The following is a 13,784-nucleotide window of genomic DNA, read 5'->3' as shown; positions in this document are numbered from 1 at the left end:
GGATATCCCCTAAGTTGAAAGCCGGTGAGGCAAAAACAGCCGCCATTGTAGCGACCGAGCGTCCACTTATCCACATGTAGGTTGATCAGAGAACACGAAGAATCAATGCCTTAACTGAAAAAAACACGACCAATGGTATGTGGATAAGCTCTGTGGATAAGCCCACCTAAGCTCGTTGCACAAGTGGGGGGTAAACTCGGTGGATAACCTGCCTGTGGATAACACGCCATTCCACACACAGCTTATCCGACAGCGCAGCACAGCCTGACCACCGTTTTCCACCATGGTTGTCATTCTCTGTACAGGGCGGACTAGAAGGCCTTAAGGCACTTATCCACAGAAGAGGCCGCCCCTAGCTTTTATAAGCATTACAGAAAAGCTTTAAATAATTCCCTTCTTTATTTCTATATCTAGCGATCCCTTGTCAGACGGCGAACCCCTCAGAGATCTAATTCAAGGAAAAGCTGGTTGGAAATTGACCTAGAGGCCTGCTTTCTCTAGAATCGCCGGTCTCTTAAAACGGGGGCCATTCCGGCCCGTTGTGGACGAACCAGGTAACACGACATGAAACGTACTTTCCAACCAAGCACCATCAAACGCGCCCGTACTCACGGCTTCCGTGCTCGCATGGCAACCAAAAACGGCCGCGCAGTCCTGTCGCGTCGCCGCGCCAAAGGTCGTGCGCGTCTGGCAGTTTGATAATCCGGTACTGGTGGTGAGTCAGGACTTCAGTCGGGAAAAGCGTTTGCTGACTCCCCGGCATTTCAAGGCAGTCTTTGACTCCCCCACCGGCAAGGTTCCGGGGAAAAATCTCCTGCTCCTTGCGCGAAACAACGATCTTGATCACCCCCGTTTGGGGTTAGTGATCGGGAAAAAGAGCGTAAAGCTCTCCGTTGAGCGCAATCGCCTCAAACGTCTGATGCGCGAATCGTTTCGCCTGCACCAGGATTCTCTGGTCGGCTGGGACATAGTTATCGTCGCGCGCAAAGGTTTGGGTGACGTAGAAAACCCCGAATTGATTCAGCATTTCGGCAAACTCTGGAAGCGTCTGGCACGCAGCAAGCCGGTACCGGAAGTCAAAACCGAAACTGTAGGGGTAGACAGTCCCGATGCGTAAACTGGCACTCGTTCCGATCCAGTTTTATCGCTATGCCATTAGTCCTCTGATGGCCAGTCACTGTCGTTTCTACCCCAGTTGTTCCTGCTACGCGTATGAAGCCATAGAAAATCATGGCCTTCTGCGCGGTGGCTGGCTGGCCTTTCGTCGTTTAGGTCGCTGTCATCCGTGGAATCCCGGTGGTTATGACCCGGTTCCATCTATCCCTACCTCCCGTTCTTCTTCGATGGCCGAGTAATCATGGATATTAAACGCACGATCCTGATCGTCGCCCTGGCAATCGTGACCTACGTTATGGTCCTTAAATGGAACCAGGACTATGGCCAGGCTGCCCTGCCGACTCAGAATGTTGCCGCCAGCTCTACCGCTCCGGGCCTACCGGAAAAGGCGACTGGTAATAGCGCTTCCGTCAGTGACGACATTCCTCGCGCGGCAAGCGATACCAGCGCACCCGCCGAAGCACCGGTCGCCGTAAGCAAAGATCTCATCCAGATCAAAACGGATGTGCTCGATCTGGGTGTCGATCCACAAGGTGGTGATATCGCCCAGCTGAAGCTGCCGCTTTATCCTCGTCGTCAGGACCACCCGGAAATTCCATTCCAGCTGTTCGACAACGGCAATGAACGGACCTATCTGGCGCAAAGCGGTCTGATCGGCACCAATGGCCCGGATGCCAGTCCAACGGGTCGCCCGGTGTTCTCGTCCGAGAAGAAGACTTATCAACTGGCTGACGGTCAGGACCAATTGGTCGTGGACCTGAAGTTCAGCAAGGACGGCGTCAACTACATCAAGCGTTTCACCTTGCAACGCGGTAATTACGATGTCGGCGTTTCCTACATTATCGACAACCAGAGCGCTCAGCCCTGGTCCGGTGCAATGTTCGCGCAATTGAAACGTGACGCCAGTTCCGATCCTTCTTCCAGCACTGCCACCGGCACCGCGACTTACCTAGGCGCCGCCCTGTGGACAAGTAACGAGCCGTACAAGAAAGTGTCGATGGGTGACATGGACAAGGCCGCACTGAAAGAAACTGTTCAGGGTGGCTGGGTTGCCTGGTTGCAACACTACTTTGTAACTGCGTGGATTCCGGCGAAGGGCGAAAACAACATCGTCCAGACCCGTAAAGACAGCAAAGGCAATTACATCATCGGTTACACCGGCCCGGCGTTGACCGTTGCGCCAGGTGCCAAGGCTGAAACCACCGCTACGCTTTACGCCGGTCCTAAAAGCCAGGACATACTCAAAGAGTTGTCCCCAGGTCTGGAACTGACCGTCGACTACGGCATTCTGTGGTTCATTGCCCAGCCGATCTTCTGGCTGCTGCAACATATCCACGCGCTGGTGGGTAACTGGGGCTGGTCGATCATCTTCCTGACCATGTTGATCAAAGGGATCTTCTTCCCGCTGTCGGCAGCCAGTTACAAATCCATGGCCCGTATGCGCGCAGTGGCGCCAAAACTGGCCGCCCTGAAAGAGCAACACGGCGATGACCGGCAGAAAATGTCGCAGTCGATGATGGAGTTGTACAAGAAAGAGAAGATCAACCCGCTGGGTGGATGCTTGCCGATTCTTGTGCAAATGCCGGTTTTCCTTTCGCTGTACTGGGTTCTCCTGGAAAGCGTGGAAATGCGTCAGGCACCGTTCATGCTGTGGATTACTGACCTGTCGATCAAGGATCCGTTCTTCATTCTGCCGATCATCATGGGTGCAACCATGTTCATCCAGCAGCAGCTGAACCCGACTCCTCCGGATCCGATGCAGGCGAAGGTAATGAAAATGATGCCAATCATCTTCACCTTCTTCTTCCTGTGGTTCCCGGCAGGTCTGGTGCTGTACTGGGTGGTCAACAACTGCCTGTCGATCGCACAACAGTGGTACATCACGCGTAAGATTGAAGCGGCGGCGAAAGCAACGGCCTGATCTACTCTGTGGATAACCACTCAAAACGCCCCCTAGTGGGGCGTTTTGCTATCTGTCACTTTTGTCTGGATATTGGTTTATGAATGTCCCTCGTGAAACCATCGCTGCCGTTGCTACCGCTCAAGGTCGCGGCGGCGTGGGCATCGTCCGTATCTCCGGGCCGCTCGCAAGCATTGCAGCGAAAGCCATTAGCGGCCGTGAACTGAAACCGCGCTACGCCCATTACGGTCCATTTTTCAGTGAGCACGATGAGGTCCTCGATGAGGGGATCGCCCTGTATTTTCCGGGGCCGAACTCATTTACCGGCGAAGACGTGCTCGAACTTCAGGGCCACGGTGGGCCGATCGTGCTCGACATGCTGCTGCAGCGCTGCCTGCAATTGGGCTGTCGACAGGCGCGCCCGGGGGAATTCAGCGAGCGAGCGTTCCTCAACGATAAGCTCGACCTGGCTCAGGCCGAAGCCATTGCCGACCTGATTGAAGCCAGTTCGGCACAAGCCGCGCGCAATGCGTTGCGCTCGTTGCAAGGGGCTTTTTCCCAGCGTGTGCATAACCTGACCGAGCAACTCATCAGCCTGCGGATCTACGTTGAGGCGGCGATCGACTTTCCGGAGGAAGAAATCGACTTCCTGGCGGACGGGCATGTCCTGAAGATGCTCGATAACGTGCGTGGCGAGTTATCCACCGTGCTGCGTGAAGCCGGGCAGGGGGCATTGCTGCGTGACGGCATGACGGTGGTGATCGCAGGTCGGCCGAATGCCGGCAAATCCAGCCTGCTCAATGCGCTGGCGGGTCGCGAGGCGGCAATCGTCACGGAAATTGCCGGGACTACCCGGGATATCCTCCGTGAACATATCCACATCGACGGCATGCCGTTGCATGTGGTCGACACCGCAGGCTTGCGCGATACCGATGACCAGGTCGAAAAGATTGGCGTCGAGCGAGCGCTCAAGGCCATTGGCGAGGCTGATCGGGTTTTGCTGGTGGTCGATGCCACGGCCCCTGAAGCCCTGGATCCCTTTGCCCTGTGGCCGGAATTCCTCGAGCAGCGGCCGGATCCGGCCAAAGTGACCTTGATCCGCAACAAGGCTGACCTTACCGGCGAGGCAATTGCCCTGGAAGTCAGTGCGGATGGCCACGTGACGATCAGCCTCAGCGCCAGATCCGCTGGCGAAGGCCTGGAGTTGCTGCGAGACCATCTCAAAGCCTGCATGGGGTACGAGCAGACCTCTGAAAGCAGCTTCAGCGCTCGCCGACGCCACCTGGAAGCGCTACGCCATGCCAGTGCTTCACTCGAGCACGGTCGGGCGCAATTGACCCTTGCCGGCGCTGGTGAGCTGCTGGCCGAGGATTTGCGTCAGGCGCAACAGTCTTTGGGCGAGATTACCGGTGCATTCAGCTCCGATGACCTGCTCGGACGGATCTTTTCCAACTTCTGCATCGGTAAATAACCCCTTCGTTGTCCACAGACGGGCCATTGGCGCCCGTCTGTTCTCCTCCTTTCCTGATCCTTTTCTGAATTGCCGGGCGGAATTTATCTGCCTCGGTGGCTTTTTCGTGTCCGGGATTTGCCTCGCCAAGGAATTTTCTGTGGATTAAGCCCTGTGAATAACTGCCCTTAGGCCCGGTTGATAACAGGGCCTCAAAACTGAGGAAAACCCCACCTGTGGATAAGCACCTCTTTTACCCACAGGCTTAAACCGGTTATCCAAGGGCCTCATACCCACATGACCACAGACTTTCAAACCTCTGTACACGTTGAATTTAAAGGTGTACAGAGATCTATCCACAGAAAAGTGCCTCAGTAGAAATAAACATAAAAACAAAGATTTAATACTTTTCTCTCTTTTAATTTCTATTATTCGTGATTCATCCACAGCTGGTTAAATTTTGTGCAAAGGGTTCTTTAGGAGAGGCGAAGTCCCTATACTTGCCGCCTAGCCCAATAACCCATCCCTTTTTACCCATTCAGAAGCAGGCACGAGGTGCGTGGTGGATTTCCCTTCCCGTTTTGAAGTGATCGTCATCGGCGGCGGTCATGCCGGTACCGAGGCAGCACTAGCGTCAGCACGCATGGGGGTGAAAACCCTGCTGCTCACGCATAACGTGGAAACCCTCGGGCAAATGAGCTGCAATCCCGCGATTGGCGGCATTGGCAAAAGCCACCTGGTCAAGGAAATCGACGCCCTTGGCGGCGCAATGGCCATGGCTACCGACAAAGGTGGTATTCAGTTTCGCGTGCTGAACAGCCGCAAAGGCCCAGCCGTGCGTGCAACACGTGCTCAGGCCGACCGGGTTCTATACAAGGCCGCCGTTCGCGAAATTATCGAGAACCAGCCCAACCTGTGGATATTTCAGCAAGCCTGCGATGACCTGATCGTTGAACAGGATCAAGTCCGCGGCGTTGTGACCCAGATGGGGCTGCGCATACTTGCCGACTCGGTGGTATTGACCACCGGGACCTTCCTCGGTGGACTTATCCACATCGGAATGCAGAACTATTCCGGTGGCCGCGCGGGTGATCCACCGTCGATTGCCCTGGCACAACGTCTGCGCGAAATGCCTTTGCGGGTCGGGCGCCTGAAAACCGGGACCCCGCCGCGAATCGACGGCCGTTCCGTGGATTTCTCGGTGATGACCGAGCAACCGGGCGATACGCCGATTCCAGTGATGTCGTTCCTCGGTTCCAAGGAGCAGCATCCCGCGCAGGTCAGCTGCTGGATTACCCATACCAATGCCCGAACCCACGAAATCATTGCCGCGAACCTCGATCGTTCGCCGATGTATTCCGGGGTTATCGAAGGTATCGGCCCGCGTTACTGCCCTTCGATCGAAGACAAGATCCATCGCTTTGCCGACAAGGAAAGCCATCAGGTCTTCATCGAACCGGAAGGTCTGACGACCCACGAGCTGTACCCGAACGGGATTTCCACTTCTCTGCCGTTCGACGTGCAGATCCAGATCGTGCAGTCGATTCGCGGGATGGAAAACGCGCATATCGTGCGTCCCGGCTACGCCATCGAATACGATTACTTCGATCCGCGGGATCTGAAGTACAGCCTGGAAACCAAAGTGATCGGCGGTTTGTTCTTTGCCGGACAAATCAACGGCACCACCGGTTACGAAGAAGCCGGCGCCCAGGGTTTGCTGGCCGGAACCAACGCCGCACTGCGTGCGCAAGGCAAAGACAGCTGGTGTCCGCGTCGGGATGAGGCGTACATCGGGGTGTTGGTCGACGACCTGATCACCTTGGGAACTCAAGAACCGTACCGAATGTTTACTTCTCGCGCCGAGTACCGGCTGATCCTGCGCGAAGACAACGCCGACCTGCGTCTGACGGAAAAAGGTCGCGAGCTGGGTCTGGTGGATGACGCGCGTTGGGAGGCTTTCTGCACCAAACGCGAAAGCATCGAGCTGGAAGAACAACGGCTGAAAAGTACCTGGGTTCGCCCGGGCACCGAGCAGGGTGATGCGATTGCCGAAAAGTTCGGCACGCCGCTGACTCACGAATACAACCTGCTGAACCTGCTGACGCGTCCGGAAATCGACTACGCCGGGCTGATCGCGATTACCGGTGACGGCGCGATTGATCCACTGGTTGCAGAGCAGGTTGAAATCAAGACCAAATATGCCGGTTACATTGATCGTCAGCAGGACGAGATCGCTCGTCTGCGGGCCAGTGAAGACACCAAATTGCCTGTGGATATTGATTACACGAATATTTCCGGTCTCTCGAAAGAGATTCAGAGCAAGTTGGGGATAACTCGGCCTGAAACCTTGGGTCAGGCCTCGAGGATCCCCGGTGTCACCCCGGCGGCGATTTCCCTGTTGATGATTCATTTGAAAAAACGCGGCGCGGGCCGTCAGTTGGAGCAAAGCGCTTGAGTTCGTTGGTCACCTCGCAACATGCCGAAGAGTTATCCACAGGTGCGCGCCAGCTCGGTGTCACCCTGACAGAAAGCCAGCACGCTCAGTTGCTGGCTTATCTGGCCCTGTTGATCAAATGGAACAAGGCGTACAACCTCACGGCGGTGCGCGACCCGGACGAAATGGTTTCGCGGCATTTGCTCGACAGCCTGAGTGTCATGTCCTTCATCGAGAACGGCCGCTGGCTGGATGTCGGCAGCGGTGGAGGCATGCCGGGGATTCCATTGGCGATCCTGTTTCCCGACTCGCAAGTGACAGTTCTGGACAGCAACGGCAAGAAAACCCGCTTTCTGACCCAGGTCAAACTCGAACTCAAGCTGGATAACCTGCAAGTTATCCACAGTCGGGTTGAAACCTTCCATCCTGAGCTACCCTTCACCGGGATCGTCTCCCGAGCGTTCAGCAGTCTGGAAGATTTCTCCAACTGGACGCGTCATCTGGGCGACCTCGATACGCGTTGGCTGGCAATGAAAGGACTGCATCCGGCGGATGAACTGGTAGCATTGCCGGCAGACTTCCACCTCGATAGCGCACACGCCCTGGCCGTACCCGGTTGCCAAGGCCAACGCCATCTGCTGATACTGCGCCGCACGGCATGATTGGGAATACAAGCAAGAATGGCTAAGGTATTCGCGATAGCGAACCAAAAGGGTGGTGTGGGCAAGACCACCACCTGTATCAACCTCGCAGCATCGCTGGTCGCTACCAAGCGTCGAGTGCTGTTGATCGATCTCGATCCACAAGGCAACGCCACCATGGGTAGCGGTGTGGATAAACACAACCTGGAAAATTCGGTCTATGACCTGCTGATCGGCGAATGCGATCTGGCCCAGGCCATGCATTTTTCCGAGCATGGCGGTTATCAGCTGCTGCCGGCTAACCGCGATCTGACGGCGGCAGAAGTCGTTCTGCTGGAAATGCAGATGAAAGAAAGCCGCCTGCGCAGCGCCCTGGCGCCGATTCGTGAAAACTACGATTACATTTTGATCGATTGTCCACCGTCGCTGTCGATGCTTACGCTCAACGCGCTGGTCGCTGCCGATGGGGTGATTATCCCCATGCAGTGCGAGTACTTCGCACTCGAAGGCTTGAGCGACCTTGTGGACAACATCAAGCGAATCGCTGAACTGCTGAACCCGAACCTGAAAGTCGAAGGTCTGCTGCGGACCATGTACGACCCGCGGCTGAGTCTGATGAACGACGTTTCGGCGCAGCTCAAGGAACACTTCGGTGAGCAGCTCTACGACACTGTGATTCCGCGCAACATCCGGTTGGCCGAAGCACCGAGTTATGGAATGCCAGCGCTGGTGTATGACAAACAATCCCGTGGCGCGATCGCCTACCTGGCCCTGGCGGGCGAGCTGGTTCGTCGTCAACGTCGTAACTCACGCATCGCCGCTGCTCCGGCAACTTAAGGAATCCCCATGGCCGTCAAGAAACGAGGTCTCGGACGTGGACTGGATGCACTGCTGAGCGGTCCGACTGTCAGCTCGCTGGAAGAGCAGGCGGTGCAGGCCGATCAGCGTGAGCTGCAGCATCTGCCGCTGGACCTGATTCAACGCGGCAAGTACCAGCCGCGTCGGGACATGGACCCACAGGCGCTGGAAGAGCTCGCTCAGTCGATCAGGGCCCAAGGAGTGATGCAACCCATAGTGGTTCGTCCGATCGGCGCTGGTCGCTTTGAGATCATTGCTGGTGAGCGCCGCTGGCGTGCCAGCCAGCAGGCTGGCCAGGAAACCATCCCGGCAATGGTTCGCGATGTGCCGGATGAGACCGCCATCGCCATGGCGCTGATCGAGAACATTCAGCGCGAAGACCTCAATCCGATCGAGGAAGCGGTGGCCCTGCAGCGCTTGCAGCAGGAATTCCAGCTGACTCAGCAGCAAGTTGCCGAAGCAGTAGGTAAATCCCGGGTGACCGTGGCCAACTTGCTGCGCCTGATTGCATTGCCTGAAGTCATCAAAACCATGCTGTCTCACGGTGACCTGGAAATGGGTCACGCACGTGCATTGCTCGGTTTACCGGAAAATCAACAAGTCGAAGGGGCGCGACACGTTGTCGCACGAGGTTTGACTGTGCGCCAGACTGAAGCCCTGGTTCGCCAGTGGTTGAGTGGCAAACATGAGCCCGCCGAACCCACCAAACCCGACCCGGATATCGCCCGTCTCGAACAGCGTCTGGCCGAGCGCCTGGGCTCTGCGGTGCAGATCCGCCACGGGAAGAAGGGCAAAGGGCAGTTGGTCATTGGTTATAACTCCCTGGATGAATTGCAGGGCGTTCTCGCACACATCCGCTGAAACAATTCCATATGTAGCAGCAGTCAAAAAACACTACCTGGCAGTTGAATAGGGGCGGAACCGCCCCTATACTCTGCGCGCATTTTGTCGGCACAAATTATGCCAATTTATAGCGTTCTGGCAGCCGATTCTTGGGGAGCAATATCGATGGAGAGTCGCATGCCAAACCGCTTGCCCTTCCATCGTCTGGCCGTATTTCCGGTGCTACTGGCTCAATTTGTCGTTTTGGTACTGGCCGCTTTGGCGCTCTGGTACTGGCATGGAGTCGTAGCCGGATACTCGGGTCTCTGCGGAGGCCTGATAGCCTTGCTGCCCAACGCATATTTCGCTCATCGGGCATTTCGGTTTTCCGGCGCCCGGGCAGCTCAAGCCATCGTCCGGTCATTTTATGCCGGCGAGGCGGGCAAACTGATTTTGACGGCGGTGCTGTTTGCACTGACGTTTGCAGGTGTGAAGCCACTGGCGCCGCTAGCTGTATTTGGCGTCTTCGTGCTGACCCAACTGGTCAGCTGGTTCGCACCCCTGCTTATGAAAACAAGACTTTCGAGACCTTAGGGCGTTTGAGGCAACCATGGCAGCAGAAACCGCTTCGGGCTATATCCAGCACCACTTGCAGAACCTGACTTTCGGGCAGCTACCTACCGGTGGCTGGGGCTTTGCCCACACCGCAGCAGAGGCCAAAGAAATGGGCTTCTGGGCATTCCACGTCGATACCCTCGGCTGGTCTGTTGCGTTGGGTCTGATTTTCATTCTGATTTTCCGCCTGGCCGCGAAAAAGGCGACCTCCGGTCAACCTGGCGCCTTGCAGAACTTCGTCGAAGTTCTGATCGAGTTCGTCGACAGCAGCGTGAAAGATACCTTTCATGGCCGCAACCCGTTGATCGCGCCATTGGCACTGACGATTTTTGTCTGGGTCTTCATGATGAACGCCGTCGACCTGGTACCGGTCGACTGGATTCCCAAGCTGGCTGCCATCATTACCGGCGACCCGCATCTGGTCTTCCGTGCCGTTCCTACCACTGACCCGAACGCCACCCTGGGTATGTCCCTGTCGGTGTTCGCGTTGATCATTTTCTACAGCATCAAGGTCAAGGGCATCGGCGGCTTCATCGGCGAACTGACCCTGCACCCGTTCGGCAGCAAGAACGTTTTCGTTCAGGCCCTGCTGATTCCGGTGAACTTCCTGCTGGAGTTCGTGACGCTGGTTGCCAAGCCAATCTCCCTGGCACTGCGTCTGTTCGGCAACATGTATGCCGGTGAACTGGTCTTCATTCTGATCGCCGTGATGTTCGGCAGCGGTCTGCTCTGGCTTAGCGGCCTGGGCATAGTTCTGCAGTGGGCGTGGGCTGTGTTCCACATCCTGATCATCACCCTGCAGGCGTTTATCTTCATGATGCTGACCATCGTCTACCTGTCGATGGCGCACGAAGAGAACCATTAAGACCAGTCTCGACTGGTCTGATGTCCCTCTCGGTCAAACGAGAGGGTGCCCGAACAGGGCTATGAAACGATTTGTTTTACCGCTTTAAAAATTAAAAAACCTAAACCATACGACGTAAAAGTCGGGAGGAAAGATGGAAACTGTAGTTGGTCTAACCGCTATCGCTGTTGCACTGTTGATCGGCCTGGGCGCACTGGGTACCGCAATTGGTTTCGGCCTGTTGGGCGGCAAGTTCCTGGAAGGCGCAGCGCGTCAGCCAGAGATGGTTCCAATGCTGCAAGTTAAAATGTTCATCGTTGCCGGTCTGCTCGACGCCGTAACCATGATCGGCGTTGGTATCGCTCTGTTCTTCACCTTCGCGAACCCCTTCGTTGGTCAACTCGCTGGCTAATCACTCGAATTTTCGAGTTGATTAGGGTGATAGACAACGAACGAGCGAGGTGTTGGCGTGAACATTAATGCAACCCTGATTGGCCAGTCCGTTGCGTTCTTCATTTTTGTACTGTTTTGCATGAAGTTCGTGTGGCCTCCGGTCATCGCGGCTTTGCACGAACGTCAGAAGAAGATCGCGGATGGACTGGACGCTGCCAGCCGTGCAGCTCGCGACCTGGAGTTGGCCCAAGAGAAAGCGGGTCACCAACTGCGCGATGCTAAAGCACAGGCAGCTGAAATCATTGAGCAAGCCAAGAAACGCGGTGCTCAGATCGTCGATGAAGCCCGAGATCAGGCTCGCGTCGAAGCTGAACGTGTGAAGGCTCAGGCTCAGGCCGAGATCGAACAGGAACTGAACAGCGTCAAAGACGCCTTGCGTGCCCAACTGGGTAGCCTGGCTGTCAATGGCGCAGAGAAGATCCTGGGTGCCACAATCGATCAAAAAGCGCACGCGGAGCTGGTTAACAAACTGGCTGCTGAAATTTAAGCGAGGGCGATCATGGCAGAATTGACCACGTTGGCCCGACCTTACGCTAAGGCAGCCTTCGAGCACGCCCAGTCCCACAAGCAGCTGGCCTCTTGGTCAGCCATGCTCGGCCTGGCTGCAGCAGTGTCGCAAGACGACACTATGCAGAGCGTGCTCAAGGCCCCGCGACTGACGAGCGCAAACAAGGCCGCCACGTTTATCGACGTGTGCGGCGACAAGTTTGATGGGAAAGTGCAGAACTTCATTCACGTCGTTGCCGAAAACGACCGTCTCCCGCTGATGCCGGAGATTGCCGCTCTGTTTGACCTGTACAAGGCCGAACAAGAGAAATCGGTAGACGTGGACGTAACCAGTGCTTTCGCATTGAACCAAGAACAGCAAGACAAACTCGCCAAGGTTCTCAGTGCACGGCTCGGCCGGGAAGTGCGCCTGCACGCGTCGGAGGATGCCAGCCTTATTGGTGGCGTCGTAATCCGCGCCGGCGACCTGGTTATCGATGGCTCGATTCGCGGCAAACTCGCGAACCTTGCCGAAGCATTGAAATCTTGAGTTTGAAGGGGCAGCAGAGCAATGCAGCAACTCAATCCTTCCGAAATAAGTGAAATTATCAAGGGCCGCATCGACAAGCTCGATGTGACCTCCCAAGCCCGTAACGAAGGCACTGTCGTCAGCGTATCTGACGGCATCGTGCGGATTCACGGTCTGGCCGACGTAATGTACGGCGAGATGATCGAGTTTCCGGGCGGCGTCTTCGGTATGGCCCTCAACCTTGAGCAAGACTCTGTAGGCGCCGTTGTATTGGGCTCCTATCAGTCTCTGGCTGAAGGCATGAGCGCCAAGTGCACTGGCCGCATCCTCGAAGTTCCGGTTGGTAAGGAACTGCTGGGTCGCGTAGTCGACGCACTGGGTAACCCAGTTGACGGCAAAGGTCCGCTGAACAACACCGAGACCGATGCGGTCGAGAAAGTTGCTCCAGGCGTGATCTGGCGTAAGTCGGTAGACCAGCCTGTACAGACTGGCTACAAGGCTGTCGATGCCATGATCCCTGTCGGCCGTGGCCAGCGTGAGCTGATCATCGGTGACCGTCAGATCGGTAAAACCGCTCTGGCGATCGACGCGATCATCAACCAGAAAAACAGCGGCATCTTCTGCGTCTACGTAGCAATCGGTCAGAAACAATCGACCATCGCCAACGTGGTTCGCAAGCTGGAAGAAAACGGCGCTTTGGCTAACACCATCGTCGTGGCTGCGAGCGCTTCGGAATCTGCAGCACTGCAGTTCCTTGCACCGTACTCCGGTTGCACCATGGGCGAATACTTCCGCGACCGCGGTGAAGACGCGCTGATCGTTTATGACGATCTGTCCAAGCAAGCAGTGGCTTACCGCCAGATTTCCCTGCTGCTGCGCCGTCCACCAGGCCGTGAAGCTTACCCAGGCGACGTGTTCTATCTCCACTCCCGTCTGCTGGAGCGCGCATCCCGCGTTTCGGAAGAATACGTAGAGAAGTTCACCAACGGCGCAGTGACCGGCAAAACCGGTTCCCTGACCGCACTGCCGATCATCGAAACCCAGGCTGGCGACGTTTCCGCGTTCGTTCCGACCAACGTGATTTCCATCACCGACGGTCAGATCTTCCTGGAATCGGCCATGTTCAACTCCGGGATCCGTCCTGCAGTTAACGCCGGTGTTTCGGTATCCCGTGTGGGTGGTGCCGCTCAGACCAAGATCATCAAGAAGCTCTCCGGTGGTATCCGTACCGCTCTGGCTCAGTACCGTGAACTGGCGGCATTCGCCCAGTTCGCTTCTGACCTGGACGAAGCGACCCGTAAGCAACTTGAGCATGGTCAGCGCGTTACCGAGCTGATGAAGCAGAAGCAATACGCACCAATGTCGATCGCTGACATGGCGCTGTCGCTGTATGCCGCTGAGCGTGGGTTCCTGACTGACATTGAAATCGCCAAGATCGGCAGCTTCGAACAAGCGCTGATTGCTTTCTTCAACCGCGATCACGCCGAATTGATGGCGAAGATCAACGTGAAGGGTGACTTCAATGACGAAATCGATGCTGGCATGAAAGCCGGTCTCGAGAAGTTCAAGGCCACCCAAACCTGGTAAGCCGCAGCGGGAGCCGCAAGGCTCCCGCTTGCTAACCTGATAGGTGTTA

Annotated in this window: 15 protein-coding genes; all 15 read left to right on the top strand. The window is 56.2% G+C overall.

From position 1 onward, the window contains the following. The first annotated feature begins 564 nt into the window (after positions 1–564). The 15 genes from rpmH to atpA all read left to right on the top strand — a co-directional run bounded on the left by rpmH (position 565) and on the right by atpA (position 13,735). Complete coding sequence (rpmH, locus tag ACA064_RS31360; RefSeq protein WP_003213577.1) at positions 565–699, top strand: 50S ribosomal protein L34; 135 nt, start codon at positions 565–567, stop codon at positions 697–699. Between the two features lie 16 nt (positions 700–715). After that, positions 716–1,117 carry a ribonuclease P protein component gene (gene rnpA / locus ACA064_RS31355; protein ID WP_042704971.1) on the top strand — a complete coding sequence of 134 codons (402 nt, stop codon included), beginning with the start codon at positions 716–718 and terminating at the stop codon, positions 1,115–1,117. Next, positions 1,110–1,355, top strand: a complete 246-nt coding sequence (gene yidD / locus ACA064_RS31350) for a membrane protein insertion efficiency factor YidD (protein ID WP_074872215.1) — start codon at positions 1,110–1,112, stop codon at positions 1,353–1,355. The genes rnpA and yidD overlap by 8 nt, the downstream gene beginning before the upstream one ends. A gap of 2 nt (positions 1,356–1,357) precedes the next feature. Then, positions 1,358–3,037: a membrane protein insertase YidC gene (gene yidC / locus ACA064_RS31345; RefSeq protein WP_497671546.1), complete on the top strand. Its 1,680-nt coding sequence runs from the start codon at positions 1,358–1,360 to the stop codon at positions 3,035–3,037. A 79-nt stretch (positions 3,038–3,116) separates the two neighbouring features. After that, positions 3,117–4,487, top strand: a complete 1,371-nt coding sequence (gene mnmE, locus ACA064_RS31340; RefSeq protein ID WP_497671545.1) for a tRNA uridine-5-carboxymethylaminomethyl(34) synthesis GTPase MnmE — start codon at positions 3,117–3,119, stop codon at positions 4,485–4,487. A gap of 541 nt (positions 4,488–5,028) precedes the next feature. Beyond that, positions 5,029–6,921 (top strand): tRNA uridine-5-carboxymethylaminomethyl(34) synthesis enzyme MnmG, encoded by a 1,893-nt coding sequence (gene mnmG, locus ACA064_RS31335; RefSeq protein WP_497671544.1) that lies wholly within the window; start codon positions 5,029–5,031, stop codon positions 6,919–6,921. Continuing rightward, positions 6,918–7,562, top strand: coding sequence for a 16S rRNA (guanine(527)-N(7))-methyltransferase RsmG (rsmG, locus tag ACA064_RS31330; protein ID WP_497671543.1), 645 nt, complete (start codon positions 6,918–6,920; stop codon positions 7,560–7,562). Before mnmG ends, rsmG begins: the two co-directional genes overlap by 4 nt. Positions 7,563–7,580: 18 nt before the next feature. Continuing rightward, positions 7,581–8,378 (top strand): ParA family protein, encoded by a 798-nt coding sequence (locus tag ACA064_RS31325; protein WP_150642182.1) that lies wholly within the window; start codon positions 7,581–7,583, stop codon positions 8,376–8,378. A 9-nt stretch (positions 8,379–8,387) separates the two neighbouring features. After that, positions 8,388–9,260, top strand: coding sequence for a ParB/RepB/Spo0J family partition protein (locus ACA064_RS31320; RefSeq protein WP_497671542.1), 873 nt, complete (start codon positions 8,388–8,390; stop codon positions 9,258–9,260). A gap of 147 nt (positions 9,261–9,407) precedes the next feature. Next, the gene (locus tag ACA064_RS31315) at positions 9,408–9,815 is read left to right on the top strand and encodes a F0F1 ATP synthase subunit I (RefSeq protein WP_497671541.1); all 408 of its coding nucleotides are present in this window, start codon (positions 9,408–9,410) and stop codon (positions 9,813–9,815) included. Positions 9,816–9,831: 16 nt separating this feature from the next. Next, complete coding sequence (gene atpB, locus ACA064_RS31310; protein WP_150642179.1) at positions 9,832–10,701, top strand: F0F1 ATP synthase subunit A; 870 nt, start codon at positions 9,832–9,834, stop codon at positions 10,699–10,701. A 133-nt stretch (positions 10,702–10,834) separates the two neighbouring features. Then, on the top strand, positions 10,835–11,092 hold the full coding sequence (gene atpE, locus ACA064_RS31305; RefSeq protein ID WP_002555987.1) for a F0F1 ATP synthase subunit C: 258 nt from the start codon (positions 10,835–10,837) through the stop codon (positions 11,090–11,092). Between the two features lie 57 nt (positions 11,093–11,149). After that, on the top strand, positions 11,150–11,620 hold the full coding sequence (locus tag ACA064_RS31300) for a F0F1 ATP synthase subunit B (RefSeq protein WP_497671540.1): 471 nt from the start codon (positions 11,150–11,152) through the stop codon (positions 11,618–11,620). A gap of 12 nt (positions 11,621–11,632) precedes the next feature. Continuing rightward, positions 11,633–12,169 (top strand): F0F1 ATP synthase subunit delta, encoded by a 537-nt coding sequence (locus ACA064_RS31295; protein ID WP_497671539.1) that lies wholly within the window; start codon positions 11,633–11,635, stop codon positions 12,167–12,169. A 21-nt stretch (positions 12,170–12,190) separates the two neighbouring features. Then, the gene (atpA, locus tag ACA064_RS31290; RefSeq protein WP_150804992.1) at positions 12,191–13,735 is read left to right on the top strand and encodes a F0F1 ATP synthase subunit alpha; all 1,545 of its coding nucleotides are present in this window, start codon (positions 12,191–12,193) and stop codon (positions 13,733–13,735) included. Positions 13,736–13,784 lie beyond the last annotated feature (49 nt).

The sequence above is a fragment of the Pseudomonas sp. LBUM1658 genome, from assembly GCF_059716055.1.
The sequence above is the reverse complement of the archived record's forward strand: the minus strand, read 5'-3'. Positions and strand labels throughout refer to the sequence as shown.

Excerpts from the sequence above, each read along its gene's own strand:
- yidC (WP_497671546.1), top strand. The coding sequence starts at position 1,358 with ATGGATATTAAACGCACGATCCTGATCGTCGCCCTGGCAATCGTGACC.
- ACA064_RS31325 (WP_150642182.1), top strand. The coding sequence starts at position 7,581 with ATGGCTAAGGTATTCGCGATAGCGAACCAAAAGGGTGGTGTGGGCAAG.
- mnmE (WP_497671545.1), top strand. The coding sequence starts at position 3,117 with ATGAATGTCCCTCGTGAAACCATCGCTGCCGTTGCTACCGCTCAAGGT.
- atpE (WP_002555987.1), top strand. The coding sequence starts at position 10,835 with ATGGAAACTGTAGTTGGTCTAACCGCTATCGCTGTTGCACTGTTGATC.
- yidD (WP_074872215.1), top strand. The coding sequence starts at position 1,110 with ATGCGTAAACTGGCACTCGTTCCGATCCAGTTTTATCGCTATGCCATT.
- ACA064_RS31320 (WP_497671542.1), top strand. The coding sequence starts at position 8,388 with ATGGCCGTCAAGAAACGAGGTCTCGGACGTGGACTGGATGCACTGCTG.
- ACA064_RS31295 (WP_497671539.1), top strand. The coding sequence starts at position 11,633 with ATGGCAGAATTGACCACGTTGGCCCGACCTTACGCTAAGGCAGCCTTC.
- atpB (WP_150642179.1), top strand. The coding sequence starts at position 9,832 with ATGGCAGCAGAAACCGCTTCGGGCTATATCCAGCACCACTTGCAGAAC.
- rpmH (WP_003213577.1), top strand. The coding sequence starts at position 565 with ATGAAACGTACTTTCCAACCAAGCACCATCAAACGCGCCCGTACTCAC.
- ACA064_RS31315 (WP_497671541.1), top strand. The coding sequence starts at position 9,408 with ATGGAGAGTCGCATGCCAAACCGCTTGCCCTTCCATCGTCTGGCCGTA.
- atpA (WP_150804992.1), top strand. The coding sequence starts at position 12,191 with ATGCAGCAACTCAATCCTTCCGAAATAAGTGAAATTATCAAGGGCCGC.